25 protein-coding genes and 1 tRNA gene are annotated in these 25,934 nt (G+C 64.4%); 9 read left to right on the forward strand and 17 right to left on the reverse strand.

Annotation, left to right across the window (positions count from 1 at the left end; translation table 11 throughout):
• The first annotated feature begins 28 nt into the window (after nucleotides 1-28).
• Nucleotides 29-1,570: a DHA2 family efflux MFS transporter permease subunit gene (locus tag NDN01_RS02785; RefSeq protein WP_272625651.1), complete on the forward strand. Its 1,542-nt coding sequence runs from the start codon at nucleotides 29-31 to the stop codon at nucleotides 1,568-1,570.
• A gap of 78 nt (nucleotides 1,571-1,648) precedes the next feature.
• Here the strand turns inward: NDN01_RS02785 and NDN01_RS02790 are convergent, their stop codons facing one another.
• From NDN01_RS02790 to NDN01_RS02820, 7 genes are all read right to left on the reverse strand, one after another.
• A complete protein-coding gene (locus NDN01_RS02790) occupies nucleotides 1,649-2,116 on the reverse strand; it encodes a hypothetical protein (protein WP_272625653.1) in 468 nt (155 codons plus the stop codon).
• A 109-nt stretch (nucleotides 2,117-2,225) separates the two neighbouring features.
• A tRNA-Glu gene (locus NDN01_RS02795) sits at nucleotides 2,226-2,301 on the reverse strand.
• Nucleotides 2,302-2,480: 179 nt separating this feature from the next.
• Nucleotides 2,481-4,244, reverse strand: coding sequence for a single-stranded-DNA-specific exonuclease RecJ (gene recJ / locus NDN01_RS02800; RefSeq protein WP_272625655.1), 1,764 nt, complete (start codon nucleotides 4,242-4,244; stop codon nucleotides 2,481-2,483).
• Between the two features lie 81 nt (nucleotides 4,245-4,325).
• Complete coding sequence (locus NDN01_RS02805; protein ID WP_272625657.1) at nucleotides 4,326-5,609, reverse strand: glycosyltransferase; 1,284 nt, start codon at nucleotides 5,607-5,609, stop codon at nucleotides 4,326-4,328.
• 31 nt (nucleotides 5,610-5,640) lie between these two features.
• Entirely contained in the window at nucleotides 5,641-6,339 is a 699-nt protein-coding gene (locus tag NDN01_RS02810; protein WP_272625659.1) for a prolyl hydroxylase family protein, read from the reverse strand.
• A gap of 82 nt (nucleotides 6,340-6,421) precedes the next feature.
• Complete coding sequence (locus NDN01_RS02815; RefSeq protein WP_272625661.1) at nucleotides 6,422-7,423, reverse strand: RcnB family protein; 1,002 nt, start codon at nucleotides 7,421-7,423, stop codon at nucleotides 6,422-6,424.
• A 108-nt stretch (nucleotides 7,424-7,531) separates the two neighbouring features.
• On the reverse strand, nucleotides 7,532-8,083 hold the full coding sequence (locus NDN01_RS02820; RefSeq protein WP_272625662.1) for a (2Fe-2S)-binding protein: 552 nt from the start codon (nucleotides 8,081-8,083) through the stop codon (nucleotides 7,532-7,534).
• A 92-nt stretch (nucleotides 8,084-8,175) separates the two neighbouring features.
• Here NDN01_RS02820 and NDN01_RS02825 point away from each other — a divergent pair, with 92 nt between their 5' ends.
• Nucleotides 8,176-8,976, forward strand: coding sequence for a DODA-type extradiol aromatic ring-opening family dioxygenase (locus NDN01_RS02825; RefSeq protein WP_272625664.1), 801 nt, complete (start codon nucleotides 8,176-8,178; stop codon nucleotides 8,974-8,976).
• Between the two features lie 34 nt (nucleotides 8,977-9,010).
• On the opposite strand, the gene NDN01_RS02830 is transcribed toward NDN01_RS02825, so the two are convergent.
• The 5 genes from NDN01_RS02830 to NDN01_RS02850 form a co-directional block, all read right to left on the reverse strand.
• A complete protein-coding gene (locus NDN01_RS02830) occupies nucleotides 9,011-9,772 on the reverse strand; it encodes a class II aldolase/adducin family protein (protein WP_272625665.1) in 762 nt (253 codons plus the stop codon).
• 73 nt (nucleotides 9,773-9,845) lie between these two features.
• The gene (locus tag NDN01_RS02835; protein ID WP_272625668.1) at nucleotides 9,846-10,985 is read right to left on the reverse strand and encodes a CaiB/BaiF CoA transferase family protein; all 1,140 of its coding nucleotides are present in this window, start codon (nucleotides 10,983-10,985) and stop codon (nucleotides 9,846-9,848) included.
• Complete coding sequence (locus NDN01_RS02840) at nucleotides 10,982-12,118, reverse strand: CaiB/BaiF CoA transferase family protein (RefSeq protein WP_272625669.1); 1,137 nt, start codon at nucleotides 12,116-12,118, stop codon at nucleotides 10,982-10,984. Before NDN01_RS02840 ends, NDN01_RS02835 begins: the two co-directional genes overlap by 4 nt.
• A gap of 64 nt (nucleotides 12,119-12,182) precedes the next feature.
• Nucleotides 12,183-13,367, reverse strand: coding sequence for an acyl-CoA dehydrogenase (locus tag NDN01_RS02845; protein WP_272625671.1), 1,185 nt, complete (start codon nucleotides 13,365-13,367; stop codon nucleotides 12,183-12,185).
• Between the two features lie 164 nt (nucleotides 13,368-13,531).
• The gene (locus NDN01_RS02850; RefSeq protein ID WP_272625673.1) at nucleotides 13,532-14,776 is read right to left on the reverse strand and encodes a TetR/AcrR family transcriptional regulator; all 1,245 of its coding nucleotides are present in this window, start codon (nucleotides 14,774-14,776) and stop codon (nucleotides 13,532-13,534) included.
• 141 nt (nucleotides 14,777-14,917) lie between these two features.
• Here NDN01_RS02850 and NDN01_RS02855 point away from each other — a divergent pair, with 141 nt between their 5' ends.
• From NDN01_RS02855 to NDN01_RS02875, 5 genes are all read left to right on the forward strand, one after another.
• On the forward strand, nucleotides 14,918-16,195 hold the full coding sequence (locus NDN01_RS02855; protein WP_272625674.1) for an acyl-CoA dehydrogenase family protein: 1,278 nt from the start codon (nucleotides 14,918-14,920) through the stop codon (nucleotides 16,193-16,195).
• Nucleotides 16,196-16,294: 99 nt separating this feature from the next.
• Nucleotides 16,295-17,377, forward strand: coding sequence for a Zn-dependent alcohol dehydrogenase (locus NDN01_RS02860; RefSeq protein WP_272625676.1), 1,083 nt, complete (start codon nucleotides 16,295-16,297; stop codon nucleotides 17,375-17,377).
• Nucleotides 17,374-18,447 carry a phosphotransferase family protein gene (locus NDN01_RS02865; protein WP_443025191.1) on the forward strand — a complete coding sequence of 358 codons (1,074 nt, stop codon included), beginning with the start codon at nucleotides 17,374-17,376 and terminating at the stop codon, nucleotides 18,445-18,447. Before NDN01_RS02860 ends, NDN01_RS02865 begins: the two co-directional genes overlap by 4 nt.
• 9 nt (nucleotides 18,448-18,456) lie before the next feature.
• Nucleotides 18,457-19,221, forward strand: a complete 765-nt coding sequence (locus tag NDN01_RS02870) for an SDR family oxidoreductase (protein WP_272625678.1) — start codon at nucleotides 18,457-18,459, stop codon at nucleotides 19,219-19,221.
• Nucleotides 19,222-19,231: 10 nt separating this feature from the next.
• Entirely contained in the window at nucleotides 19,232-20,032 is an 801-nt protein-coding gene (locus tag NDN01_RS02875) for an SDR family NAD(P)-dependent oxidoreductase (protein WP_272625680.1), read from the forward strand.
• Nucleotides 20,033-20,054: 22 nt separating this feature from the next.
• Here NDN01_RS02875 and NDN01_RS02880 read toward each other — a convergent pair whose 3' ends face one another.
• The gene (locus tag NDN01_RS02880; RefSeq protein WP_272625681.1) at nucleotides 20,055-20,471 is read right to left on the reverse strand and encodes a helix-turn-helix domain-containing protein; all 417 of its coding nucleotides are present in this window, start codon (nucleotides 20,469-20,471) and stop codon (nucleotides 20,055-20,057) included.
• On the opposite strand from NDN01_RS02880, the gene NDN01_RS02885 reads away from it, so the two are divergent.
• Nucleotides 20,454-20,798: a hypothetical protein gene (locus NDN01_RS02885; protein ID WP_272625683.1), complete on the forward strand. Its 345-nt coding sequence runs from the start codon at nucleotides 20,454-20,456 to the stop codon at nucleotides 20,796-20,798. The two genes, NDN01_RS02880 and NDN01_RS02885, sit on opposite strands and share 18 nt — an antisense overlap.
• 2 nt (nucleotides 20,799-20,800) lie before the next feature.
• The gene (locus NDN01_RS02890) at nucleotides 20,801-21,100 is read left to right on the forward strand and encodes a hypothetical protein (protein ID WP_272625685.1); all 300 of its coding nucleotides are present in this window, start codon (nucleotides 20,801-20,803) and stop codon (nucleotides 21,098-21,100) included.
• A 114-nt stretch (nucleotides 21,101-21,214) separates the two neighbouring features.
• Here NDN01_RS02890 and NDN01_RS02895 read toward each other — a convergent pair whose 3' ends face one another.
• The 4 genes from NDN01_RS02895 to NDN01_RS02910 all read right to left on the reverse strand — a co-directional run bounded on the left by NDN01_RS02895 (nucleotide 21,215) and on the right by NDN01_RS02910 (nucleotide 25,866).
• Complete coding sequence (locus NDN01_RS02895) at nucleotides 21,215-22,105, reverse strand: acyl-CoA thioesterase (RefSeq protein ID WP_272625686.1); 891 nt, start codon at nucleotides 22,103-22,105, stop codon at nucleotides 21,215-21,217.
• A complete protein-coding gene (locus NDN01_RS02900; RefSeq protein ID WP_272625688.1) occupies nucleotides 22,105-23,232 on the reverse strand; it encodes an acyl-CoA dehydrogenase family protein in 1,128 nt (375 codons plus the stop codon). The genes NDN01_RS02895 and NDN01_RS02900 overlap by 1 nt, the downstream gene beginning before the upstream one ends.
• 130 nt (nucleotides 23,233-23,362) lie before the next feature.
• Complete coding sequence (locus NDN01_RS02905) at nucleotides 23,363-24,550, reverse strand: acyl-CoA dehydrogenase family protein (protein WP_272625690.1); 1,188 nt, start codon at nucleotides 24,548-24,550, stop codon at nucleotides 23,363-23,365.
• Nucleotides 24,547-25,866, reverse strand: coding sequence for an amidase family protein (locus NDN01_RS02910; RefSeq protein ID WP_272625692.1), 1,320 nt, complete (start codon nucleotides 25,864-25,866; stop codon nucleotides 24,547-24,549). The genes NDN01_RS02905 and NDN01_RS02910 overlap by 4 nt, the downstream gene beginning before the upstream one ends.
• Nucleotides 25,867-25,934 lie beyond the last annotated feature (68 nt).

A 25,934-nucleotide genomic window follows, 5' to 3' on the forward strand; every position in this document is an offset into this window, starting at 1 on the left:
GGCGCAAGTGGCCGCGAACCCCGATCATGTGTCACTCCGCGCCTGGGTCGCGGTGCTGGGGGGCGTCGTCGGATGCTTCATGGCGGGCATGAACGTCCATGTCACCAATGCCTCGTTGCCTGATGTCCGCGGATCGCTCGGCGCGTCGTTCGAGGAGGGATCATGGATCACCACCGCCTATCTGGTCGCGGAGATCATCGTCATCCCGATGACCGGCTGGCTGGTGTCGGTTTTTTCGACGCGGCGCGTGCTGATGGTCGGGACCGGCGGCTTCGTCCTGTTCTCAATCGCCTGTTCGCTTGCCCCCGATATCAACACGATGATCGTCGCCCGCGCGCTGCAAGGAGCGTTCGGGGGCGTACTGATTCCCTTGTCGTTCCAGATCATCGTCACCGAATTGCCCCCGTCCAGGCATCCGTTCGGGATGGCCTTGTTCGCGGTCGCCAACAATGTCGCGCAGGCGGCCGGGCCCTCGCTCGGCGGCTGGCTGACCGATGCCTATAGCTGGCGCTGGATATTCTATCTTCAGGTCCCGCCCGGCCTGCTGTTGCTCGCGGCGATCGGCTGGGCCACGCCGCGCAGCCCCCTGTCGCTCAGGAAGCTGCGTAGTGGCGACTGGAGCGGGATCGTCGCCATGGCGGTTGGTCTCTCCTCCTTGCAGATCGTGCTGGAGGAGGGCGGGCGCAAGGACTGGTTCGCCTCCTCCTACATCGTCGTCATGACGGCGATCGCCGCGCTGTTCCTCATCGCCTTCGTCATCATCCAGCTGCGCCGGCGGAACCCGCTGATCAACCTGCGTCTCCTCGGCCGTTACAATTTCGGGCTGGCCAGCCTGATGCAATTCACCTTCGGCGCGATCGTGTTCGGAGTGGTCTTTCTGGTGCCCAATTATTTCGCGGAGGCACATGGCTACAATGCGGCGCAGATCGGCCTGACGATGATCCCCTATGGCCTGATCCAGCTCGTCATGTCCTTCGCCACACCCCGGCTGATGAAATGGACGAGCGTGCAGACGATCATCATCCTCGGTTTCGTCGTCATGGCGGCAGGGTGCCTGATGAACATCCATCTCGACGGGGATGCCGCGGCAAACGTGATCGTGCCGTCGCTGGTGGTGCGCGGGATTGGCCAGTCGTTCATCGTCGTTGCGCTGGGTGTGATGGCGGTCGACGGACTGGAGAAGTCGGAGATAGGCTCGGCTTCAGGGCTGTTCTCCACGGTCCGCAATATCGGCGGCGCGATCGGCATCGCGGCGGCCGGGCAGTTCGTGGTCGAGCGCGAGAAGCTTCACGCGGCGCGGATCGGCGAAGCGGTCAGCCCTTATTCGCCCGAGTTCCATGAGCGCATGATCGGCATGGTGCGCGCCTTCGCGCACCAGCAGATTGACCGCGTATCAGCGTTTCACGGGCTCCAGGTGGCTGGATTGCGGCAACAGGCATTGGCGCTGATGAACCGGATCGTTCATCACGATGCGCTGCTGCTCGCCTATAGCGACGCTTTCCTGATTGCCGGTTCGGCCATGCTGGCGTGTGCTTGTGGCGGCGCCTTCCTCAAACGAAGACGACGCTAAGAAGGTGGACACCTGGCCGTCTCGGCGTGTGAAACCGTGTGCGCCTTCAGCCCGTCATCAACCTGACGAACATCAGTTTCAGCGCGGCTCGAGTCCCGTTATCAGCATGGCCCAGTTGTTTTGGAATTCCTGTTCTTGCAGCGCTACATTCGCCTCGTCACCGGTCACTGACATCGCGCGCATGACCCGGCCGATGATGACGGCGTCGAACAGCAATCGCAGAATCTTGGCGGGATCGGCCGGGAGCAGCAGGCCATCGACCTGCGCTTCGGAAATGAGCTCGATCAGACTGTCAGAAATCGGGCTCGGTTCCTGGGCGAGACCTTTACCCACGACCGCTGCTTCACTGAAGGCGATCCTTCTGTAGGCGATCAGCCGGGGTTCAAGATTGACGTCATAGAGCCACCGCATCGCTGCGTACAGACATTCCAGGGCGTTCCCCCGGCTGCTGATCGAGAAGTCCGCGAAGCGCTTGTTCGTATCTTCCCGTACCTGTCGGATCGCGCTGCCGAACAAGACAAGCTTGAATGGAAAGCGCCGATACACTGTATCCCGGCCTACGCGGCGTAGCCAGGCGCATGACCGGGGGAATCATGCCATTTGTGGAGCAAAACCCATATAAGGCAATCGTTATGACCCGCAGAAATCTGCGTGTTGGTGACCCCTACGGGAATCGAACCCGTGTTTCAGCCGTGAAAGGGCCGCGTCCTAGACCGCTAGACGAAGGGGCCATGTCCGGACGAACCGGGCGTGGGCGTGCCGGTTAGGGAAATGCCGGCCGCTGGTCAACCCATTGTGTGATCGAAATGACGATGACACGTCGTGCGCACCCCGTCTGGGTCTGGATGGCGGGCATCGGTAGCGCAAGAATTGGCGTGATAATGCGGCACTAAAGCCCCAGACTGAACACCTAGTCCGCCCACGCCGCATCGTCGAGATGGAGCTCTGCCGCGGGCTTTGCGCCCCAGTCGTCGATTCGAGCGCGCCCGGCGAGCCATAGGCGACGATGCGGCGGCGCGCCGAGCAGCGCCGCGCCCAGCGCGGTTTCGGCCTGCCGAAAGGCGACCGTTTTAAGCACACGCCCGTCATCGCCGCTGACGATCGCGCGGACATGGCCGTTGCCGACGATATCCGCCTTCACGATCCGAACAGGCCCCGCGACGACACGTGGCTGGGGCCAGCCCATGCCATAGGGGCCGCCCGCGTCCATCGCCTGCACCAGCGCCGGGGTGACGCCGCCTGCGGTCAGCAACGCGTCGAGCAGCAGCGCGCGGTCGCCGATCGATCGGGTGACGGCGGCGTCGAGGCGATCCTCCAGGAAGTCGGCGAAAGTGTCGAGCTGGTCCTCGGCGATGGTCAGGCCGGCCGCCATGGCGTGGCCGCCGCCCGCGACGAGCAGGCCACTATCCTTGGCCGCCAGAACCGCGGCGCCCAGATCCACGCCCGGAATCGACCGGCCAGATCCCTTGCCGATCCCATGTTCATCAAGTGCGATCACGAGCGAGGGGCGCCCGAATTTCTCCTTGAGCCGCCCGGCGACGATGCCGATCACGCCGGGATGCCAGCCGTGCCCGGCAACGACCATCACTGCGCGGTTGCCCTTGGCGCCTGCAAGCGCCTCCGCAGCTTCCTGCACCAGGGCTTCGATCGCGCGGCGTTCCTCGTTCAGGCGATCCAGTTCGGCCGCGATGCTGGCCGCCTCGGCCGGATCGCGCGTGATGAGCAGGCGGACGCCGAGATCGGACTTGCCGACTCGTCCGCCTGCGTTGATTCGCGGCCCAAGCGCGAAGCCGAGATCGGTCGCGGTCGGCGCGCGGGTCAATCGCGAGGCGGAGATCAGCGCGTTGAGGCCGATGTTGCGACGCTGAGCCATCACCTTCAGGCCCTGCGCGACGAAGGCGCGGTTGAGCCCCTTGAGCTGCGCGACATCGGCAACCGTGCCAAGCGCCACGATATCGAGCAGGTCGAGCAGGCGGGGCTCGCCCCGGCCGTCGAAAAAACCACGCGCGCGCAACAGCCGGATCAGCGCAGCGCCCAGCAGGAAGGCGACGCCGACTGCGGCGAGATGGCCGAATTCGGCACCGTCGGTCTCGTCGAGCCGGTTGGGGTTCACCAGCGCATGGGCATGGGGCAGGGCGGCGGCACATTTATGGTGGTCCACCACGACCACGTCCACGCCGGCGACGCGGGCCATCTCGAGCGCCTCGAAAGCCTGTGCCCCGCAATCGACGGTGACGATCAGGCTCGCGCCCTCTTCCTTCAGCCGGACCAGCGCTTCGCCCGAGGGGCCATAGCCTTCCATCAGCCGGTCGGGGATATAAGCCCGCGCTTCCAGTCCCAGATCGCGCAGCAACAGGATCATCAGCGCCGCTGAGGTCGCTCCGTCAACGTCATAGTCGCCGAAGATGGTGACCCGCTCGCCGGTCTGGACGGCATCGGCCAGCCGCTCGGCGGCGCGGTCCATGTCGCGGAAGATCGAAGGATCCGGCATGAAGCCGCGGATGCTCGGCGCCTTGTGTGCGTCCAATGCCTCGCGCGGGCAGCCACGGGCAAGCAGGAGCTGAGTCACCAGATCGTCGGGTGCAAAGCCGGGATCGCGCGCGTCTGCTTCAAGCATGCGCCAGCGCCAGGGCTGGCCAAGGATCGATCGGGTGATGTTCAGTACAGTGTTCACCACCTCGCTCTGGCATATTTTGCCATGGCTGGAACAGGGGCCGAGGCCGATCACGATTCTGCCGCCGCGAAAACGCCTTTCTCAGGAGGTGGTGAAGAGCCGCTCTATCGCGGTCGCTGCCGCCTCGGCACCGTCTTCCGGCCTGACGCGCGCTCCTATGCGTTCAGCTTCAATGCGATACTCTGGCACGTCGAGCAGGGAGGCGATCATTGGAGCTGCCCTCCGAGCGTTGAAGCGCCGTGCCTTGAGGACAAGCCCCAGGCCCATCTTGCGGATGCGGTGTGCGTTGTCCGCCTGGTCCCCCATATGCGGCACCACCAGTTGGGGCTTGCCCGCCCGCAGTGCCTGGCCGGTCGTGCCGATGCCCCCGTGGTGAATGATGACGGCCGCCCGGGGGAACAGTGTTGAATGCGGTGCATAGGGCCGGACCAGAATGTCGCCGCTGGAGCGCAGGCTGGTTTTCTCGCCGGTCAGCAGCACCGCGCGCGCGCCGAGCAATTTGGCGGCGGCGGCCGCCTCCTCGTAAAAGTCGCCCGGTGCGTAAACGGCGAACGAGCCAAGCGTGAACACCAGCGGCGGTGGCCCGTCGGCCAAAAAGGCCTCGAGCTCGGGGTCCGGCGCCTCGGTATCGCCACCCTGGCTGTCATAGACCGGAAAGCCGACGATCTCGGTATTGGCGGGCGCATCTTTCTGGGGCGGGCCGAATACCGGCGAATAGCAGCAAAGGGTCAGCGCGGTTTTCTTGCTGACGTCGAACATCGACGGGTCGCATGCCGGGCCCAGGCCATGATGCGCGCGGACTTCGTCGATCTTCCGGCCATAACGGAACCGAAGGACCTTGCGCATGAAGCCGTAGGCGAGCCGGTTCCACCTGACGCCGATCGGACCGCCCGGCGCCTGGATCAGCATCCAGAAATCCGATGTCTTTGGCGGCGTATGAACCGAGAGGATCGCCATCGGCTGAAGGATTACGGATACGAGCGGCACGCGGCGCTTCTCGGCGATGATCGCCGCGCCGAACACGAACAGCGAGCCGACCATCACGTCAACGTCGCCGACCACATCATCTAGGGCGGTGGTGCTCGATTCGAGCCAGGGGAGCAGGACCTGCTCAAGCAGATAGGTCTGGTTGGCCATGACGCGCTTGACGGCGTCGTCCTCGCCAAGGCCCATCCGTTTGCGGATCTCATCGAAGCTCGGCAGCACCGCGACGGCATCCAGCCCGGCGGCGCGAGTCTTTGCGACATGGTCTTCCGGGACCGCCAGAACGGGGTGATGTCCGCGTCGCTGAAGCGCGAGGCCGATGGCGATGAACGGATGAAGATCGCCCAGTGTGCCAACGGTCGTAAGCAGGATTTTGCGCATGGTAACTCGTCGACACTCGGCTCGCGCCGCCTTACTGCTTTAGCCAGCTCCGTTCGCGGAACCACTTGGTGACGATATATTTCGTGCCCTTCACCACCGCCATGCCTTCATGCAAGGTGAATTCGTTGGGGCTGCCATCCAGGTTCATGTTGTTCCAGGCAAGCAGCAGCCCGCGCTTCGGTGCGACCCGGATACCGGCCTGCGGAAACCAGGTGGCGCCGCCCTCCTCGACATTGTTGAGATAAATCATCGCCGTCCAGGTGCGCTGCCCGCCGCTGGCCTTCATCGCATCCCAATAATGCTGGCCTTCGTGGAAAAAATCATGATGCGCGCGGAACTGCTGGCCCGGGGCATAGCGCTGTCCCTGCATCGTTTCGCCGTTGGCTGGATCGAGTCCGAGCAATGCCGCGATCGATTCGTCGATCGGACGGACGGAGGGCGACCATCGGTCCATGTCGCAACTCTCGCTGGTTCGGAAGCTCGTATCGCCCGATTCGGATAGCAAGGTAGAGGGGCGCCGATTCGAATCGATCAGCCGCATGAGCGCGGTGCACTGCGCCGGGTTCAGGAAATCCTCGTGGTAATAGACCTGAGCCTTTTCCACATTGGCGCGTTTCGCGGCGGGGTTCGCATCAAGCCGGCGCGATACCGTTTCGCCGGCCAGCTTGCGGATCGGGGAGGGGCCGCCCGGTTTTTTCGGGAGGATTGGTTTCTTCGAGAACAGGGACATCACCTTTTCAGTCTGCCGTCGCGTTCGCAAAAGACAAGGGGCCCGGCGACATGGCAGCCGGGCCCCTCACTTCAGCACTATCCTACCAGAAGATGTCGTAGACCGTGTCGACCACCTGGCCGCTGTAGATATCGACAAGCAGGGCGTCGTTATAATAGCGTACCCAGCGGTACGGCCCATAAACCGGTGGCAGGCCATAATAGTCCGGGCTATCGATCCAGTAATTCTGCTCGAACAGGATCGTGTTCAGCGTGAAGCCTATTCCGAAGCGACGATAGCCGTAGCTCCAGCCATAGGGCGCGTAGTAGCGTGGCAGGTGATAGTTGTTGCGATAGCGATCACGACGTGAACGCCAGTCGTAACGATTGTCGTTGCGCCACCCACGATTCCAGTTGCGGCCGTCATTACCGCGCCCGTTGTTACCACGCCAATTGCCGTCGTTCCGGCCGTTGTTTCCGCGCCAGCCGCCGTCATTGCCCCGGCCATCATTGCCACGCCAGCTGCCACCGTTCCCACGCCCGTCATTTCCGCGCCAATTACCATCGCCGCGGCCGCCATTGTCGTTGTTGCGCCAGTTGCGGTTACTGTCCCCGCGGCCTGGCTGCCAGTCGCCCCGGCCACCGGGGCGGCCGCCATTCGTCTGGGGCGGTTGCGGCTGCTGGTCGCCGGGCACGACCGCACCGCCGCCCCGGCCGTCTCCCCGGTTGCCACCGCGGAAATCCGGACGGCCCTCGCCTCCACCACCACGCATATCGGGGCGACCGTCGCGATTGCCGTCGCGCGGGAATGTCTGCGGGTTGAACGGCGGGCGCTGCGGTTGCGGCTGCCCTTCGACCCGGGGCGGCTGGTTGTGTCCGCCCTGCCAGTTGCCGCGACCGCCGCGGTCGCCGCCCCAGCCACCGCCGCCATTGGCCGGGCGCTCGGCGCGAGGCGGTTGCTGCGGCTGCTGGGCAGGCTGGGGATTGGCCTGGCGTTGCTCGGCACGCTCCACACGACGATCATCGCGTCGCGAATCCTGCGCTGATAAGGCTGCCGGGACGATCGCCGTCGCGGCCAGAAGCGCGATGATGAAAGAGGTACGCATCTCAGTCCTTCCGGTTCGCGGGCGCACGATTGGCCCGATCGATGCAGCGGGTCTGCGCTTTTGACGATGACCGGTTTCTGAATTGGGGTGACAGCCTTGCGAAAGGATTCACCGCGGCTGCCCGCCGCCCGGCGTCAGTGCCGGTACCAGTCTGGCGGCGCTGGCCGGATCGATACCAGGGGACGCGCCCGCGTCGATCGTCTCATCCCCGCGCTGGACTCGCGCGGCTCGCATCACCGCTTCGACGATGCGCGGATAGACCCCACAACGGCACAGATTGGTGATCGCCTCCTTGATGTCGTCCTCGGACGGGTTGCGGTTCTTCTTGAGCAACACCGCCGCGGCCATGACCATGCCGGGGATGCAGAAGCCGCATTGCGGCACGTTGTTCGCAATCCAGGCGAGCTGCACCGGATGGGCCCGCTCACGTGACAGGCCCTCGATCGTGGTGACGAAACTGCCCTCGATCGCGCCAATCGTTGCCTGGCAGGAGCGCACTGCCTCGCCATCGATATCGACGGTGCAGGCGCCGCATTCGCCATTCCCGCAGCCATATTTGGCGCCTGTCAGGTTCGATGCGTCGCGTAGCGCCCAGAGCAAGGGCGTCTTCGGGTCCATCTTGTACTGGACGGGCTGGTTGTTGACGGTGAAGCGGGTCATGGACGAAGCTTACGGGAAAGGTCGGTGATGGGAAACGGCGTGTTTCCGTCCACGCGATTGCGACCGGGCGAGGCCAGGCCGATATCCGTGGCATGACGCTTCCCACACTCTTCGTCCCGCATGGCGGTGGTCCCTGTTTCTTCATGGACCCGGCCGGCGGTCAGCCCGATCCGATGTGGCGGCCGATGCAGGCTTACCTTGCCGGGCTGCTCGCCTCCCTTCCCGAACGTCCAAAGGCAATCCTGATGGTTTCCGGCCACTGGGAGGAACCCGAGGTCGCCCTGCACATGGGGGATGGCCAGCCGCTGTTGTACGATTATTATGGCTTTCCGGAGCACACTTACCGCTTGAGCTGGGACGCGTCCGGCGCGCCGGACGTTGCCCGCCGTGCCGGGACGCTGCTGCGGGGCGCTAGCTTCCCCGTGCGGGAGGAGTCGGCGCGCGGCTGGGACCACGGCGTGTTCATCCCGATGATGGTCATGGTGCCCGAGGCGGATATCCCGCTTGTTCAGATGTCGTTGCGCAAGGATCTTGATCCCGCGGCACATATCGCGATCGGCCGGGCGCTGGCGCCGCTGCGCGACGAGGGCGTGTTGATCGTGGGGTCGGGTATGAGTTTCCACAACCTCGGCGCCCGCGGACCGCAGGTCACCCCGGTGGCTGATGAGTGGGATGCGGCACTCACTGAGGCAGTTACCGATCCTGACTCCGCCGCCCGGGCCGATCGCGTTGCACGCTGGGAGGAATTGCCTCATGCGCGGTTCGCCCATCCCGAGGCGGAACATCTGCTGCCGCTGATGGTCGCGCTCGGCGCAGGTGGGGATGGTCCGGCGGTGCTGGACTATTCGGACCATGTGCTCGGCTGGGCCGTCTCGGGCTACCGCTTCGGCTGATCCCCCCCGAGCGAGCTCGGGGAAGAAGGGAAGATCAATTCCGCCAGCTAGTGTCTGTCTTGTCGATCAGGCGCACCATGGCGTCGAAATCCGCTTTTCCCGCGCCGCCGGGAATCTGGACCTGGTGCAAGTCGCGCTGATGCACCGCGACCACTTCGGGCGAGACTTCGATCGGGGTGCCCATGCCGGCGGTGGCGACCTGGATCTCGCAGGCGCGCTGGAGCGACCAGTGCTTGATGAACGCCTCGGGCAGGGTCCGGCCCATGACCAGGATGCCGTGGTTCTTCAGCAGCATCACCCGCTTGTCGCCGAGATGCTCGAGCAGCCGCTCGCCCTCCTCGTCCCGCACCGTGACGCCCTCGAAATCATGATAGGCGATCTGGCCGATGAAGTTGCACGCATAGAAATTGGTCGCGCGCAGTCCGCCTTCGACCGAGCTGACCGCCATGCCCGCCGTGGTGTGGGTGTGCATGATGCAGTGCGCGTCGGGCAGATGGCGATGGAACAGCGCATGCTGGACGAAGCCGGCACGATTCACCGGATAGGGGCTGTCGTCGAGCTTGTTGCCGTCGATGTCGATCTTGACCAGGCTCGAAGCGGTGACCTCGCTGAAATGCAGCCCGAACGGGTTGATCAGGAACGCGCCTTCTTCCCCCGGGATTTTCAGCGTGATGTGGTTGTAGATCATCTCGGACCAGCCGAGCATCGCGAACACCCGGTAACAGGCGGCGAGCTGCTGGCGCGCCTCCCATTCGGCTTCGCTCATCTGCGAATTGCGAAGGACGGCGGTGGCCATGGCGTTTTCTCCTATGGGTTCTTCTTTGCAACCCATATCGCATGACCGCGCCGGGCAGGCAATGCGCGTGCGGTCATCCGTCGCCCATCGCGCCCGCTTCATGGAGCGCGGCGATCTCGTCCTCTCCAAAGCCATGGTCGGCGAGGATCGTGTCGGTTTCGGCTGGCCGCGCCATGACCGGCGGCACGGTGTCACTCGCTGAATAGCGCGGGGCAGGAGCTGGCTGGACCACGCCGCCCGCTTCGACAAAAGTCCCCCGCGCCACGTTGTGCGGATGCGCCGCTGCCTCGTCGAAGCCCAATACCGGGGCGAAGCAGGCCTCATGCCCTGTAAAGGCCTCAACCCATTCGGCCCGGGACCTGGTCTTGAACTGCCGCCCCAGTTCGGCCTTGAGTTTCGGCCACATCGCGGGCGCGAACTGCGCATCCCATTCAGTACCGTCCAGCCCCATCACCATGCGTAACGCCGCATAGAATTGCGGCTCGATCGCGCCGATCGCCACCCATTTCCCGTCGGCGGTCTGATAGGTGTCATAGAAATGCGCACCGCCGTCGAGCAGGTTGGTGCCGCGGTCATTCCCCCAGCGACCCATCGCGCGGAAGCCCCACATCATGCTCATCAGCAGCGCCGACCCGTCAGTCATCGCGCAATCGACCACCTGGCCGCGCCCGGTCGCCTGCGCCTGCAGGATCGCGGCGAGCATACCGAAAGCGAGCATCATGCCGCCGCCGCCGAAATCGCCGACCAGGTTGATCGGTGGCACCGGCTTCCCGCCGGCCTCGCCGAACGCGTGGAGTGCACCGGAGATGGCGATATAGTTGATGTCGTGCCCGACATCGGCCGCCATCGGCCCGGTCTGGCCCCAGCCGGTCATGCGGCCATAAACAAGTTTCGGATTGTCGGCGAGCAACGGCTCCGGCCCGAGACCCAGTCGTTCCATCACGCCGGGCCGGAAGCCTTCGATCAACCCGTCGCAATTCCGCGCGAGGCGGCGCACGGCGAGAACTGCCTCGCGCTTCTTGAGATCGAGCGCGATCGTTCGGCGCGAGCGCAGCAGCGGATCCTTCGCGGCCACCTGCAATCCGCTGCCCTCGCCGGGACGTTCTATGCGGATGACCTCGGCACCATGGTCGGCCAGCATCATCGCGCAGAAGGGGCCGGGGCCGATCCCCGCAATCTCCAGGATGCGCAAGCCAGCCAGCGGTGGGGTCATCCGGGATCGTCCTGTCCGAGCATGGGAGCGGCGCGGTCGAGCGCGAGTGAGGATTCCGAGAATTTGATCGGTGTGCGCAGGCCGGGCAGGGACATGCCGTCCCGGTCGAGCGTGAGCGCCATGCCGCGATGGATCACCTGCGGATCGGCAAATGCCTGGGCGACGGTGTTGATCGGACCGGCCGGCACGCGGGCCGCCTCAAGCGTGGTGAGCAGCGTGTCGCGCTCGTGCTGCGAGGTCGCGTCGCGGATCGCCGCGAACAGCGGTTCGCGATGCTCAAGCCGCCCGGCATTGGTGGAAAAGCGGGGATCGGCCTTGAGGTCGTCGAGCCCGAGCGCGTCACAGAAGCGGACGAACTGCCCGTCATTGCCCACCGCGAGGATGAACCAGCCATCGCTGGTCGGAAACACCGCATAGGGCGAGACGTTCAGATGCGCGTTGCCGAGGCGAGGTGGCGTCTGGCCGCTGACGAAGAAATTCATCGCCTGGTTGGCGAGCACGCCGACCATCGTGTCGAGCAGGGCCATGTCGATCTGCTGCCCGCGCCCGGTCTTCTCGCGCTGGGCGAGGGCCGCCTGAATCGCGATCACCGAATAGAGCCCGGTCATGATGTCGGCAAAAGCGACGCCGACCTTTTGCGGCGCGCCGTCCGGCTCGCCGGTCAGGTCCATGATCCCGCTCATGCCCTGGATGATGAAATCATATCCGGCGCGGCTGGCATAGGGGCCGTCCTGGCCGAAGCCGGTAATCGAGCAATAGACGAGGCGCGGATTGATCGCGCTGAGGCTGGCATAGTCGAGCCCGTATTTGGCGAGGCCGCCGACCTTGAAATTCTCGATCAGCACGTCCGCATCAGTGACCATGCGCCGCACTTCGGCCTGCCCCTCGGGCGTGCGGAAATCGAGGATGATGGATTTCTTGCCGCGGTTGGTGGCGTGAAAATAGCCCGCGTCGCGGCTGCCGTCCGGATTCTCGACGAACGGCGGCCCCCAGGTCCTTGTATCGTCGCCCTCGGGGCTCTCGACCTTGATGACCTCCGCGCCGAGGTCGGCCAGCGTCTGTCCCGCCCATGGCCCAGCGAGGATTCGGGCAAGCTCGATGACCTTAAGGCCGGAAAGGGGAGGCTGGCTCACCGGGCTCCCACCTGCTTTTCTTCCCCGGCCCTCGCCGCGGAAGGGTGGGGAAGTGCGCTCAGGCTCAAAACGCAGCAATCCCGGTGATCGCCCGGCCAAGGATCAGCGCGTGGACGTCATGCGCGCCTTCATAGGTATTGACCGTCTCCAGGTTCATCAGGTGGCGCATGACCTGATATTCGCCTGAAATGCCGTTGCCGCCATGCATGTCGCGGCTCATCCGTGCGATATCGAGCGCCTTGCCGACATTGTTGCGCTTCACGATCGAGATCATCTCTGGTGCGAACCTGCCCGCGTCCATCAGCCGCCCGACGCGAAGCGACGCCTGAAGCCCGAGCGCGATCTCGGTCTGCATGTCGGCAAGCTTCTTTTGATAGAGCTGGTTGGCCGCGAGCGGCTTGCCGAACTGCGCCCGGTCAAGCCCGTATTGCCGGGCGGCGTGGAAGCAGAATTCAGCAGCGCCCATCGATCCCCAGCTGATCCCGTAGCGCGCGCGATTGAGGCAACCGAATGGTCCCTTCAGGCCCTGCACATCGGGCAGCAGCGCGTCCTCGCCAACCTCGACATCGTCCATCATCACCATGCCGGTGATCGAGGCGCGCAAGGACAGCTTGCCCTCGATCTTCGGCGTGCTCAGACCCTTCATGCCCTTTTCAAGCACGAAGCCGCGAATGCCGCCGCCATGCTCGTCGGACTTGGCCCAGATCACGAAGACATCGGCGATCGGCGCATTGGAGATCCAGGTCTTGGAACCCGAGAGGCGATAGCCGTTCGCCGTCTTGATCGCGCGCGTCTTCAAGCCGCCCGGGTCGGATCCGGCATCGGGCTCGGTCAGGCCGAAACAGCCGATCCATTCGCCGGTCGCGAGCCTGGGCAGATATTTCCGCTTCTGCTCCTCCGAGCCATAGGCATGGATCGGATACATCACGAGGCTCGACTGGACGCTCATCATCGAGCGATAGCCCGAATCGACTCGCTCCACTTCGCGCGCGACCAGGCCATAGGCCACATAGGATGCGCCGACGCCGCCATATTCCTCGGGCACGGTCGGGCCGAGCAGGCCAAGCGCGCCCATCTCGCGGAAGATCGACTCGTCGGTCGTCTCGTTGGCGAAGGCGTCGATGATCCGTGGCGCAAGCCTGTCCTGCGCATAGGCCCGCGCCGTGTCGCGGATCATCCGCTCGTCATCTTCGAGCTGGTCGTCGAGGAAAAAGGGGTCTGCCCAGTCGAATGCGCCCATGCCGGCCATTGATAACTCCTGCTGCGCATCCTTGGCGCGATTTCATTTTTACCGTTCGTGTCGAGTAGAGACCGAGCTTGTCGAGGGCTCGAATCGAGACACATATGTTCCCTCGATATGCCATCTCGACAGGCTCGATGGCTACTCGGGGCGAACGGGGGTGGTGAGGCAGCTCACAAATCGAGCACCCGATCGTCGAAGAGCCCGAACGCCAGGGTCGAGGCGTAGAAGGCGATAGCCTTCTCGCGCGGCATGGTGCTAGCCCATTTGCGCATGTCGAAGGCCGCATTCTGCAATGCCATCAACGCCTGCGACGCGACCAGCGCATCGACCGGCCGGATCGATCCTTCGGCGATCCCGTCCATCATCGTGCCGGCATAGCGTCGCGCGATCCGGTTGGAGCGTTCGACCATCGCCCGGCGTACCGTGCGCGGCAGGCCCGACAGGGCGGTGGTCCGCAGCAACGGTCCGCGTTCGGAGAATTGAATGTCGAGCAGGGTGGCGATGGTGCCGGTCAGCCGGTGCCAGTGGCTGCCCCCGCGTTCGTCAGCAAGCTGCTGCGCGTCGGCGATCGTGTCGAAGCTGCGCCTGTAGCAGGCGATGACCAGATCATCCTTTGCGTCCAGATGATGGTAGAAGCTGCCCTTGGTGACGTTCAGCTCGGATGCGATCTTCTGCACCGATGCCCCGCGATAGCCCAGTTCGTTGATCAGGCGGGTCGCGGCGAGGAGGAAGGCTTCGCGCCCGGGCTCGGGCTCGTCATGCTCCAGGTCGATCAGGTCGGGCGCCCAATTCTGCTTTGGCCCGGCGATGCCATGTTCGAACACATCCATCAGCCGGTCTTCGATCCGGCCGAACTGGTCGAGTTCGTACCGGACCAGCCACATCGGCAGCCAGAAGGTGTTCTCGAGCAGCACGTGCGCGCGGGCGCCGTGCAGGTCGGTCTGGGCGCGGCTGGCGGCGGGGCCCCACAGGCTGCGGGTCGTGCGGAACACGCGCTGCCAGCCAGCCAGCAGGCGGCCGCGCACCGGCTCCTCCATCGCGCGGAGATCGGACAGGACTGCGAAGGCCTGTTCCTCGCCCTGCTCGATTCGCGCGAAGCGTTCCATGTTGAGCGCGAGATAATGGGCGACTCGCGCTTGCGGCGTCGCCTTCGTCAGTGATTCGTCGAGCATCGCCTGCAGCCTTTCGAGCGTATGCTCGAAACAGGCGGCGGCGAGATCCTCCTTGCGCTTGAAATAGTAAGTGACGCTGGTGGTGTTCAGCCCCACGCGCCGCGCCACGTCCGCGAAGGTCATGCCTTTCGCGCTCTGTTCGTTGATTGCTTCGGCGGCGGCGGCGAGAATCGCGTCCCGCTTGGCGCGGAACCGCTTCGTGCCTGCCTCCTCCTCCCCCTGGACGTCTTCGGCAGCTTGCATGAGCCAAACTGTAACATCTTCTTTTCGAAGAGACAGTGTTTTTTCTATGCGCCTGTATGACGGCGATTTCAGCCGCAAAGGCGCTTTACCGAAAACGCGGTACGGTCTAACGCCGATGGAAAGAGCGATGGAGGATGCATCATGGATTTCACGCTGAGCGAGCGCGAGACCTATTTTCGGGATCGTGTGAAGACCTTCATCGACCAGAACATCCGACCCCGCCAGGACGAGTACCACCGGCAGGAACATGAGGGCGAGCGCTGGAAGGTCATCCCGGTGATCGAGGAGATGAAGGTCAAGACCAAGGAGGCGGGCCTCTGGAATTTCTTCATGCCGCCGCACTCCGGCCAGCGCCATGTCGACGACAGTTTCGAGTTCGAGGGCACGCAGCTCACCAACCTCGAATATGCGCTTTGCGCCGAGGAGATGGGCAAGGTCGGCTGGGCGTCGGAATGCTTCAACTGCTCGGCGCCCGATACAGGCAATATGGAGGTTCTTCATCGCTACGGTACGCTGGAGCAGAAGGAGCGGTGGCTTCGCCCGCTGATGAACGGCGAGATCCGTTCGGCCTTCCTGATGACCGAGCCGGCGGTGGCATCGTCCGACGCGACCAATATCGAAACGCGGATGGAACGCGACGGCGATCATTATGTGATCAACGGCCGGAAATGGTGGTCCTCGGGCGTCGGAGACCCGCGCTGCAAGGTCGCGATCGTAATGGGCAAGACCAACCCGGAAGGGTCGCGCCACAGCCAGCAGAGCCAGATCCTGGTGCCGATGGACGCGCCCGGCGTGACGATCGAACATATGCTGACCGTCTATGGCTATGATCATGCGCCGCATGGCCATGGCCAGGTGTTGCTCGAGAATGTGCGCGTTCCAGTGGAGAATCTGCTGCTCGGCGAGGGGCGGGGGTTCGAGATCGCGCAGGGGCGCCTCGGGCCGGGCCGCATTCATCACTGCATGCGCACCATCGGCGTGGCCGAAGTTGCGATCGAGGCGATGGCCAAGCGGCTGCTTACCCGAGTCGCCTTCGGCAAGCGCATCGCCGATCATTCGATCTGGGAACAGCGCATCGCCAAGGCGCGGATCGATATCGAGATGACGCGCCTCCTCTGCCTTAAGGCCGCCGATATGATGGACAAGGCTGGCAACAAGTCGGCTCAGCTGGAGATCGCGATGATCAAGGTGGCGGCGCCGACCATGGCGCTGCAAATTCTCGACGATGCGATCCAGGCGCATGGCGGCGGTGGTGTCAGCCAGCATTTCGGTCTCGCCCATGCCTGGGCGGCGATGCGCACCCTGCGCTTCGCCGACGGCCCGGACGAGGTCCATAATCGCGCGATCGCCCGCAACGAATTCGGGAAATATGCCGACCTGCCGGAGGCGGTGGCCGCCAAGGAAGCGGTGCGCCGGTAATCTGACCGTCACCCCGGACCTGTTCCGGGGGCCACTCATCCACTCGCGCTTGCGGCGCGGTGGACCCCGGAACAGTTCCCGGGTGACGAAAGGAAGAATGTGAAAGCCGCAGTCCTTTTCGAACCGAAGACGCCGCTCCGTATTGAGGAGATCACCGTCTCCAACCCCGGTCCGCGCGAAGTGCTGATCCGAACCGTTGCGGTCGGGGTGTGCCGATCGGACCTGCATTTCGTCGACGGCGCCTATCCGCACCCGCTGCCGACCATCCCAGGTCATGAGGCCGCCGGTATCGTCGAGGCGGTCGGCAGCGACGTCTCGACGGTCAAGGTCGGCGACCATGTCGTGACCTGCCTGTCGGTGTTCTGCGGGCATTGCGAGTTTTGCGTCACCGGACACATGTCGCTCTGCGTCGATCCCAGCGTACGCCGTCCCAAGGGCGCGCCGCCGCGCCTGATGATGGGTGAGCAACCGATTGCCCAGATGCTCAACCTATCGGCCTATGCCGAGCAGATGCTGGTCCACGAGCACGCCTGTGTCGCGATCGATCGAGACATGCCGCTCGACCGTGCCGCGCTCATCGGCTGCGCGGTGACGACGGGCGCCGGCGCGGTGTTCAACACTTCCGATGTGACCCCGGGCGAGACAGTATGCATCGTCGGCTGCGGCGGCATCGGCCTTGCCGCGGTCAACGCAGCGAAGATCGCGGGTGCCGGCAAGATCATCGCACTCGATCCGGTGCCGGAGAAACGCGCGCTGGCGGAGAAGCTCGGCGCGACCCATTCGATCGATGCGCTGGCCGATACGGCGGCGGATCAGGTCGTCGAGATCAGCAAAGGCGGCGTGCATCATGCGATCGAGGCGGTGGGACGGCCTCAATCGGCCGCGACGGCGGTGAAGGTCCTGCGCCGCGGCGGGACGGCGACGATCCTCGGCATGATGCCGCTTGGCGAGAAGGTCGGCCTTTCCGCGATGGATCTGCTGGCGGGCAAGAAGCTGCAGGGCGGGTTGATGGGATCGAACCGCTTCCCGGTCGATATCCCGCGCCTGGTCGATTTCTACATGCGCGGGCAACTCGACCTGGATACGATCATTGCGGATCGCCTGCCGCTGGAGAAGATCAACGACGCGTTCGACGAATTGCGGAAAGGCGATTCGACCCGGTCGGTGATCACCTTCGCATGACCGCGCGGGAAGACGCGAACGTGACGATGGTGGGGACCATCCCTGTCCCCCAGGACGACACGATCGATCCGCGCGCGGTCGAACGGTGGATGGGGCGCAACACGCCGGGCTTTGCCGGCCCGGTTACCCTGTCCAAGTTCAAGGGCGGCCAATCCAACCCGACCTACCGTGTGGATACACCCGGCAAATCCTATGTCCTGCGACGCCAGCCTTTCGGCAAACTGCTGCCCTCAGCTCATGCGGTTGACCGCGAATACCGGTTGATCGCCGGGCTTCACCCGACCGGCTTTCCGGTACCCGCGCCGCTCGGCCTGTGCCAGGATCCGGACGTGATCGGGTCGATGTTCTACATCATGGAACTGGTCGAGGGGCGCAACCTGTGGGACGGCTCGCTGCCGGGCATGGCGCGGGAGGATCGGCGCGACATCTACAATGCGATGGTCGATACGCTCGCCGCGCTCCACAATACCGATTATGTCGCGGCCGGCCTCGGGGATTATGGCAAGCCGGGCAATTATTTCGAACGTCAGGTCGCACGCTGGACCAAGCAGTATCGCGCGTCCGAGACCGAGCACATGCCCGATGTCGAGGCGCTGATCGACTGGCTGCCACGCACGCTTCCCGAGCAGACGCGTACCTCGATCGTGCACGGCGACTATCGCATCGACAACATGATCTTCGCCGGCGACGAGGCACGGGTGACCGCGGTGCTCGACTGGGAGCTCTCGACCCTGGGCGATCCGCTCGCCGACTTTTCCTATTTCCTCATGAACTGGGTCACCCAGCCGGAGGGCCGTTCGGGTGTGATGGGGCTGGCCGGTCCTGAAACGGGCATCCCGACGATCGAAGACATTGTCGCGCGCTATTGCAAGGCCACTAGGCGCGACGGGGTGCCGCAGCTCGACTGGTATTTCGCCTACAACCTCTTCCGCCTGACCGGCATCGTCCAGGGCATCAAGAAGCGAATCGTCGACGGCACAGCCTCAAGCGCCCAGGCGGCTAAAACGGCTGAACGCGTGCCCGGGCTCGCGGCGGCGGCATGGGGTTTTGCGCAAAAAGCGGGCGCCTAGGAGAGAGCGATGTCGCAGTTCGACCTGACCGGAAAGGTCGCCATCATCACCGGCTCCTCAAAAGGGATCGGCAAGGCAAGCGCCTTCGAGCTGGTCGAACATGGCGCAAAGGTGGTCATCTCAAGCCGCAAGCAGGATGCCTGCGACGAGGTGGCGGCTGAGATCAACGCGAAATACGGCGACGGCTCGGCGATCGCGGTCGCCGCGAACATCTCCGACAAGACGGGCCTGCAGAACCTGGTCGACGAAACGCGTCGCGTCTTTGGACAGGTGGACGTATTGGTCTGCAACGCCGCGTCCAACCCCCATTACGGCCCGCAGGAGGGCATCGCCGACGATCAGTTCCGCAAGATCCTCGACAACAATATCATCTCCAACCACTGGCTGGTCTCCATGGTCGCGCCAGAAATGCGCGCGCGGAAATCGGGATCGATCGTCATCATCTCCTCGATCGGAGGGTTGCGCGGATCGCCGGTGATCGGTGCTTATTGCATCTCGAAGGCGGCTGACATGCAGCTTGCCCGCAACCTCGCGGTCGAGTTCGGGCCGGACAATGTCCGGGTGAATTGCATCGCCCCCGGCCTGATCAAGACCGACTTCGCCCGCGCGCTGTGGGAAGACGAGAAGCTGGCCGAACGCCGCAATGCCGCCACCCCGCTACGTCGCATCGGGAATCCCGAGGAGATCGCCGGCGGGGTCGTGTTCCTTGCCTCTGCCGCGAGCGCCTTCATGACGGGCCAGACGATCGTGATCGACGGTGGCGTGACGATTTAGGAGAAGAGAAATGGCAAGGTTCACCGGCAAATCGATCATCGTCACCGGCGCCGGATCGGGCATCGGTCGGGCCGCCTCGCTCCTCTTTGCCAGCGAGGGCGGGCAGGTGATCGCGGCTGACAAGTCCGACGCGGTGTTCGAGACCGCCGACATGATCGACAAGGCGGGCGGCACCGGCCACGCCATCCAGATCGATGCGGGTAGCGAAGAGGACGTGATCCGCGCAGTCGCGGTCGCGTGCGAATATTATGGCGGGCTGGACGTGATGTTCGCCAATGCCGGCATCTCGGGCGGCATGGCCAATATCTTCGATACCGACGTGGCGCTGATCACCGAAGTGCTGCGCGTGAACCTGATCGGGCCCTATCTCGCGATCAAGCATGCAGCGCCCAGGATCGCCGAGCGTGGTGGCGGAGCGATCGTGCTGACCGCAAGCGTCGCCGGCATCCGCTCGGGGGCGGGCAGCCCGGCCTATTCAGCGTCCAAGGCGGGGGTGATCAACCTCGCGATGGTCTCCGCGCAACAGCTTTCCGGATCGAATGTCCGGGTCAATGCCATTTGCCCCGGCCTTACCGAGACCGGCATGACCAAGCCCACGTTCGATTACGCCCGTGAGGCCGGCAAGCTCGACCGGGTGGGGCGCCTGAACCCGCTTCGCCGTGGCGCGCAGCCTGAAGAACTGGCGAAGGTCGCTGCCTTCCTCGCCTCTGATGACGCAAGCTATGTCAACGGTCAGGCGATCGCGGTGGATGGCGGGCTGTCGTCGAGCCATCCGGTGATCCGCCAGGAATATGGCAAGACGGCAGTCTAGACGGAGACATCGCCCCGGTGGTTCAGCTGTCGCCTTCGCCTCTGAAATCTCGGCGCGAATCATGGAGCGTGCGTGATGGGCGTTCCACCTGGACCGGGTCCGAGCCCTGTACCGCTCCGGTGAGGATCGCCAGCATCGTGACGATGGCATCCCGCTCCCGCGTGTCGAGCTTATCGAACATGTCGACCAGCTGGCGTTCCTCGCCCTCCCGGCTGCCATCCCCGCGCCGGCCCGTAAGGACATATCCTATGTCGACGCTATGGCCGGCCAGCCGATACAGATATTCGACGGTCGGCGCTGTCTTGCCGGTCTCGTAGGAAACCTGACTATTCTTCTTCACGCCTCCCAGCACCGCAAACTCCTGCTGGTTGGAACCAGTAAGAATCCGCGCTTCGCGCAGCCGTTCGCCAAACCGGCGAAGTTGTTCGTCGCCCTTCATGATGTCTTGCTAGGTGCGAAATTTCGGTATAAGTTCGAAATATCGTCCCATAATTGGCGGCATGGTGTGATGTTGTTTGCGGGAATGCACAAGGAGGACGTCAAGGCCGTGCTGCGCAAGAGGTTCGGGTCTGTCGCGGCATTCGAGCGGGCGCATTCGCTTGCCGCCCAGTCAGTCTCCGAAATCTTTCGGGGAAGGCCGAGCAAGCGCACGAGCGATGCCGTCGAGCGAGTGCTGCGCGAGGAAGTGGGGGTGGCCGAATCCATAACTTCGGTTGATACCGGCGCACCGCCGGCATTTCATCGTCTAAATGTCGAGAACCGCTAGGCATGGTGATACTTCACGAAAACGACCCGAATGACGGCCCGCTCAGCGCCGATGAAAAAGGGATGTTGCGCGCACTGCATCGCGGCTGGCGGTTCAGCGTCGATACGCATGGCGAACGCGCGCTTGTCCGTCGCGGGCTGGTCACCCTGGGCGACTGGCAGCTTGGCATGATCGTGTTTCACGATATGCCCTTTCTGACCGAGCATGGCGCAAGGATCGCCGCGCGGCTGGTCGCGGAAGAGACGGGTGAGCGTCGTCGCTTCCCGCGTGGATTTGCCGTCATCCAGGGCGGGTTGGCCTGATAGGCCCGAGCGATCGACAGCTTCGGCGCGGGCTACGGCGTTAGAGTACGCGGGTTCGATCGGCCCGTCGAATGCGCTGGGCGAACCTGACTGAGGTGTTCCTCTAAAGGCCGATTACTCGCGCAGCCGCATCAGCCCTTCCTGTGCTACGCTGGCAACCAGCCTGCCGTCGCGACTATAGATCCTGCCGCGGTTGAAGCCACGGGCGTGGCCGGCCCAGGGGCTGTCGCAGGAATAGAGCAGCCAGTCGTCGGCACGGAATTCCTCGTGCAGCCACAATGCGTGGTCGAGGCTGGCGGTCTGCACATTGTGCGTCATCCAGTTGATGCCATGTGCAAGCATCGACGTACCGAGCAGCGACATGTCCGACGCATAGGCCAGGATCGCGCGGTGCATTGCCGCATCATCGCCGATCGGCGCGACCAGGCGGAACCAACTGTCCTGCTTCGGCTCCTGCTTGACCGGCCTGAACCAGCTTCGCGGATGAACCGGTCGGATCTCGATCGGCCGTGAGCGAAGCATGTGTCGCCGGAACTTCTCCGGGATCTCGTCGATCATCTCCCGGCGAAGCTCGGTGTCGGATTTCAGTTCGTCCGGCCCCGGCACATCGGGCATTTTGTCCTGATGGTGCAGCCCTTCCTCGGGAATCTGGAAGCTCGCCGCCATATTGAGGATCGGCTGGCCTTGCTGCATCGCGATCACGCGTCGCGTTGCGAAGCTGCGGCCTTCGAAATCACGCACGACGCGGAAGATGATCGGGAAATCCTCATTCCCCGGCCGCATGAAATAGGCGTGGAGCGAGTGCGCGATCTTGGGCGCGTCGGTCGATCGCTGCGCTGCCTGCAGCGCCTGGGCGATCACCTGTCCCCCGAACACGCGGCCTACGCCGCCCGGCTGACGCTTGCCGCGATAGAGATCGGTATCGATCTCCTCGATTTCGAGGAGATCGACCAGGCCCTGGGCGAGCGCTTCGGGCGGCATATCGGGTGGCGTGTTGAGGTCCATCAGTAACCCGCCGCCCGTGCGAGCTTGTCGGCATGGAAATTTGCATCGCCGAACATCTCGGCCAGGACGCGCGCCCGCTTCATGTAGAAGCCGATGTCATATTCGTCGGTCATGCCGATGCCTCCGTGCATCTGCACGCCCTCCTGCACGCTGAGCGTGGTGGCAAGGGCGGTCATCGCCTTTGCTACCGACACTGCTGCATCCGCCTTGTCGTCGGTTGCGTCGAGCAATTGCTGCGCCTTGAGCACGGCGGCACGGGCGACCTCCATTTCCGAATAGAGATGGGCTGCGCGGTGTTGCAGCGCCTGGAAGCTGCCGATCGTCACGCCGAACTGCTTGCGCTCCTTGAGATAGGATACGGTCATGTCCATCGCGCCGCCGCCGACGCCAAGCAACTCGGCCGAGGCCCCCGTGCGTCCGGCCGCGAGCAGTCGCGAGAGCGGATCGCGGCCGGCATCGACCTCGCCGATCACTGCGTCGGCGGTCAGTTCGACATTGTCGAACTCGAGGCGTGCGGCGATACTCGAATCGGCGAGCCGCTCGGCCTCGGCGGTCAGCCCCGCCGCGCCTTTCTCGACTGCGAACAGAGTGATTCCGTTCGCATCGTCGGTCGAACCGGCGGTGCGCGCGGCGACGATGATCAGGTCGGCCACGTGACCATGGGTGACGAACTGCTTCCTGCCGGACAGCCGGAAGCCATTGCCTGACCGCTCGGCCTTCAGTGCCACGCTGTCGCGATGCTTTGCGCTTTCGTCGATCGCCAGCGCGGCGACGGTCTCGCCGGCCAGGATGCCCGGATACCAGCGGTTCGCCTGGGCGCTGCCCTTCAACGCCTCGACTGCCGCGACGGCGGTGGCGAGGAACGGGGAGGGGGAAAGGTTGCGACCAATCTCCTCAAGCACGATCCCGGCATCGACATGGCCGAGCCCAAGCCCGCCCGCATCCTCGCCGATCAGGATGCCAGTGAAGCCCATCTCGGCAAAACTCTTCCACAGGTCGCGCGAGAAGCCGGCTGCATCCTTGTCGTCGCGCAGCTTGCGCATGTGCGAGACGGGCGCACGCTCGGCGACGAAATCGCGGGCGGTATCGCGGAGCATCGTCTGTTCGTCGTTCAGATAGAGAGGCATTCAAAATCTCCCTCTCCCCCGTGGGGAGAGGGCCGGGGAGAGGGGCAGTCTCTCGCGTCCGGCCCGATTGGTAAATTGTCTAGACTGCCCCTCTCCTGACCCTCTTTCCCGGCGGGAAGAGGGCTATCAATCAAGTGCTCGGCAGATCCAGGATCCGCTTGGCGATGATATTGAGCTGCACTTCGCTGGTGCCGCCCTCGATCGAGTTCGCCTTGGTCCGGAGCCATGCCCGGGGACCTGCGCCCCCGGACGAGCGCTCGCTTTCCCATTCGAGCGCGTCCGATCCGCCCGCCGCCATCATCAACTCGTGCCGGCTCTTGTTCAGTTCCGTGCCGTAATATTTCATCATGCTCGGCTGGGCAGGGTGCGCACGACCCGCCTTGAGTTCGTCGATGAACCGCTCTGACATCATCCCGAAGGCCTTGGATCGCACCTCGAACAACGCGATGCTCGCTCGCAGCAGCGGATCGGCAAGCCGGCCGTCATGATCCAGTCCGACCGTCGCGATCGCCCCATCGACCAGCGGATTGCCGCCCGCCGCGCCGAGCCCCATGCCGGAGATCATCTCGCGCTCATGCCCGAGCAGATATTTGGCGACGTCCCACCCCTTGTTCTCGTCATGCACGCGCTGCGACTTCGGCACCTTCACATTGTCGAAAAAGGTCTCGCAGAACGGCGAATTGCCGGAGATCAGCAGGATCGGCTTGGTCGAAACGCCCTCGCTTGCCATGTCGAACAGCACGAAGCTGATGCCGCCCTGCTTGGTCGTCTTGTCGGTGCGGACCAGGCAGAAGATCCAGTCGGCCTTGTCGGCATAGCTGGTCCATACTTTCTGCCCATTGACGAGATAATGGTCGCCCTTGTCCTCAGCCGAGGTAGCGAGCGAAGCCAGGTCGGAGCCGGCATTCGGCTCCGAATAGCCCTGGCACCAGCGGATCTCGCCGCGCGCGATCTTGGGGAGATAGTCGAGCTTCTGCTCCTCGGTGCCGTATTTGAGAAGCGCCGGGCCCAACATCGAAATGCCGAAGCTGTTGAGCGGATTGCGTGCCCGGATCTTCGCCATTTCCTCACGCAGGGTCTTGGTCTCCGCCGGGCTCAGCCCGCCGCCGCCATAAGCCTTGGGCCAGTCGGGCACGGTCCAGCCGCGTGCCCCCATCCGGTCCATCCAGGTCTTTTGGGCCGGCGACAACATGCTCTGGTCGCGGCCGCCCCAAACGGCGTCCTTCTCCGACCGGATCGGCTCGCGCATCTCGGCGGGGCAATTCTCTTCCAGCCAGGCACGCGTCTCGGCGCGGAAGTTTTCGAGGTCGGTCATCATTTGCTCCAGACTAATTCATGAGCCAGCCGGGCTGCGGCGATGGCATTATGGTCGCGATTGAGCCCGGCAATGACTTGCATGCCGATCGGCAGTCCTTCCGCCGTGCGCCCGATCGGCACTGATGTGGCGGGGAGGCCGGGATAGGTGGCGAGGCCGGGCCATGCGAATTGCAGGGCGAACAAGGTCTGTTCGCCATCGATGGCCAGTTGGCGCTGTCGAAGGTCGGTGTCGTCATGCGCGAAAGCGACGCTGCCCAGTGCTGATGCGAAGACCACGTCGAATTCCTCGAACAGCCGTGTCCAGGCGCGGGTGTTGCGCGCCTGGTCGTCGAGCATCGAGAACCATTGCGGCAGTGTCGCCGCAGTGCCGCCCTCGGGTGCGGCGCCACGCGCCATCGCGATGGCGAGCATGCGCATGTAATCGCCCTGCTGCCTGGCGAGATCGGGCAGGAGATCGGTGGAGCGCGATATTCGGGCCCCGGCGGCCTCCAGCTTTGTTGCGGCATGCTCGATCGCGGCGATGATCGCCGGATCGGTCTTGGCGAGCGGATGCTCGGTCAATAACAGGATGCGCAGGCCGCGCGGCCCTTCGATCGTCGCACGGGGCTGCGGGATATCGGCGACGAGATCGAACGCCAGCGCCAGGTCGGCCGCGTCGCGCGCCATCGGCCCGATTACCGACAGGACGACGCGGGCGCCGTCGGTGCCGGGAAAGAAATGCCCCTCGGTCGGCAGCACGCCGAAGGTCGGCTTGTGGCCCCATACGCCGCAAAAATGCACGGGCACGCGGATCGACCCGCCGATATCGGAGCCATATTCGAGCGGCACCATCCCGCTCGCCAGCGCCGCCGCCGATCCGCCGGAGGAGCCACCCGATACGCGGGCAAGGTCATGCGGATTGTTAGTACGGCCGTAGATCGGGTTGACCGACTGAAGGTCGGCAAGGCCGACCGGCACGTTGGTCTTGCCGAGGAACACCGCGCCTGCCGCCTTCAATCGCGTGACCGCGACAGCATCCTTTTGCGCGATATGGTTGCGATGCGCCTCGAAGCCCCAGGTCGTCGGTAGGCCGGCGATATCGTAGCTTTCCTTGATCGTCATCGGAACGCCGAGCAGCGGTGCCGTGTCGCCCGCGGCGAGGCGGCGATCCATCTCGGCCGCGTGCTGTCGTGCGCGATCGAAATCGCGCACGACGACCGCGTTGATCGGCCCGTCGCGCGCCTCGATGCGAGCGATCGCCGCTTCGCATTCGAGGAGTGCGGTGGTTTCGCCGGCGCGGATCGCCGCAGCGGTTTCGAGGGCCGATTTCTCGGTCATTCACCCACTCCGTTCGCTTCGGACGCAGTCGAGACGCGATGTGTCTCGACTGCGCTCGACCGGAGCGG

It is taken from the genome of Sphingomonas sp. QA11 (assembly GCF_028473665.1).
GTDB classification, from domain to species: Bacteria; Pseudomonadota; Alphaproteobacteria; order Sphingomonadales; family Sphingomonadaceae; genus Sphingomonas; species Sphingomonas phytovorans.

What these genes read in the sequence shown, in the direction of transcription:
- NDN01_RS02850 (WP_272625673.1), bottom strand. Translation starts at nt 14,776, where the DNA reads ATGCAAGCTGCCGAAGACGTCCAGGGGGAGGAGGAGGCAGGCACGAAG.
- NDN01_RS02895 (WP_272625686.1), bottom strand. Translation starts at nt 22,105, where the DNA reads ATGGACCTCAACACGCCACCCGATATGCCGCCCGAAGCGCTCGCCCAG.
- NDN01_RS02845 (WP_272625671.1), bottom strand. Translation starts at nt 13,367, where the DNA reads ATGGCCGGCATGGGCGCATTCGACTGGGCAGACCCCTTTTTCCTCGAC.
- NDN01_RS02820 (WP_272625662.1), bottom strand. Translation starts at nt 8,083, where the DNA reads ATGACCCGCTTCACCGTCAACAACCAGCCCGTCCAGTACAAGATGGAC.
- NDN01_RS02830 (WP_272625665.1), bottom strand. Translation starts at nt 9,772, where the DNA reads ATGGCCACCGCCGTCCTTCGCAATTCGCAGATGAGCGAAGCCGAATGG.
- NDN01_RS02865 (WP_443025191.1), top strand. Translation starts at nt 17,374, where the DNA reads ATGACCGCGCGGGAAGACGCGAACGTGACGATGGTGGGGACCATCCCT.
- NDN01_RS02855 (WP_272625674.1), top strand. Translation starts at nt 14,918, where the DNA reads ATGGATTTCACGCTGAGCGAGCGCGAGACCTATTTTCGGGATCGTGTG.
- NDN01_RS02810 (WP_272625659.1), bottom strand. Translation starts at nt 6,339, where the DNA reads ATGTCCCTGTTCTCGAAGAAACCAATCCTCCCGAAAAAACCGGGCGGC.
- NDN01_RS02815 (WP_272625661.1), bottom strand. Translation starts at nt 7,423, where the DNA reads ATGCGTACCTCTTTCATCATCGCGCTTCTGGCCGCGACGGCGATCGTC.
- NDN01_RS02805 (WP_272625657.1), bottom strand. Translation starts at nt 5,609, where the DNA reads ATGCGCAAAATCCTGCTTACGACCGTTGGCACACTGGGCGATCTTCAT.
- NDN01_RS02835 (WP_272625668.1), bottom strand. Translation starts at nt 10,985, where the DNA reads ATGACCCCACCGCTGGCTGGCTTGCGCATCCTGGAGATTGCGGGGATC.
- NDN01_RS02825 (WP_272625664.1), top strand. Translation starts at nt 8,176, where the DNA reads ATGACGCTTCCCACACTCTTCGTCCCGCATGGCGGTGGTCCCTGTTTC.
- NDN01_RS02880 (WP_272625681.1), bottom strand. Translation starts at nt 20,471, where the DNA reads ATGAAGGGCGACGAACAACTTCGCCGGTTTGGCGAACGGCTGCGCGAA.
- NDN01_RS02905 (WP_272625690.1), bottom strand. Translation starts at nt 24,550, where the DNA reads ATGATGACCGACCTCGAAAACTTCCGCGCCGAGACGCGTGCCTGGCTG.
- NDN01_RS02875 (WP_272625680.1), top strand. Translation starts at nt 19,232, where the DNA reads ATGGCAAGGTTCACCGGCAAATCGATCATCGTCACCGGCGCCGGATCG.
- NDN01_RS02910 (WP_272625692.1), bottom strand. Translation starts at nt 25,866, where the DNA reads ATGACCGAGAAATCGGCCCTCGAAACCGCTGCGGCGATCCGCGCCGGC.
- NDN01_RS02900 (WP_272625688.1), bottom strand. Translation starts at nt 23,232, where the DNA reads ATGCCTCTCTATCTGAACGACGAACAGACGATGCTCCGCGATACCGCC.
- NDN01_RS02890 (WP_272625685.1), top strand. Translation starts at nt 20,801, where the DNA reads ATGGTGATACTTCACGAAAACGACCCGAATGACGGCCCGCTCAGCGCC.
- NDN01_RS02870 (WP_272625678.1), top strand. Translation starts at nt 18,457, where the DNA reads ATGTCGCAGTTCGACCTGACCGGAAAGGTCGCCATCATCACCGGCTCC.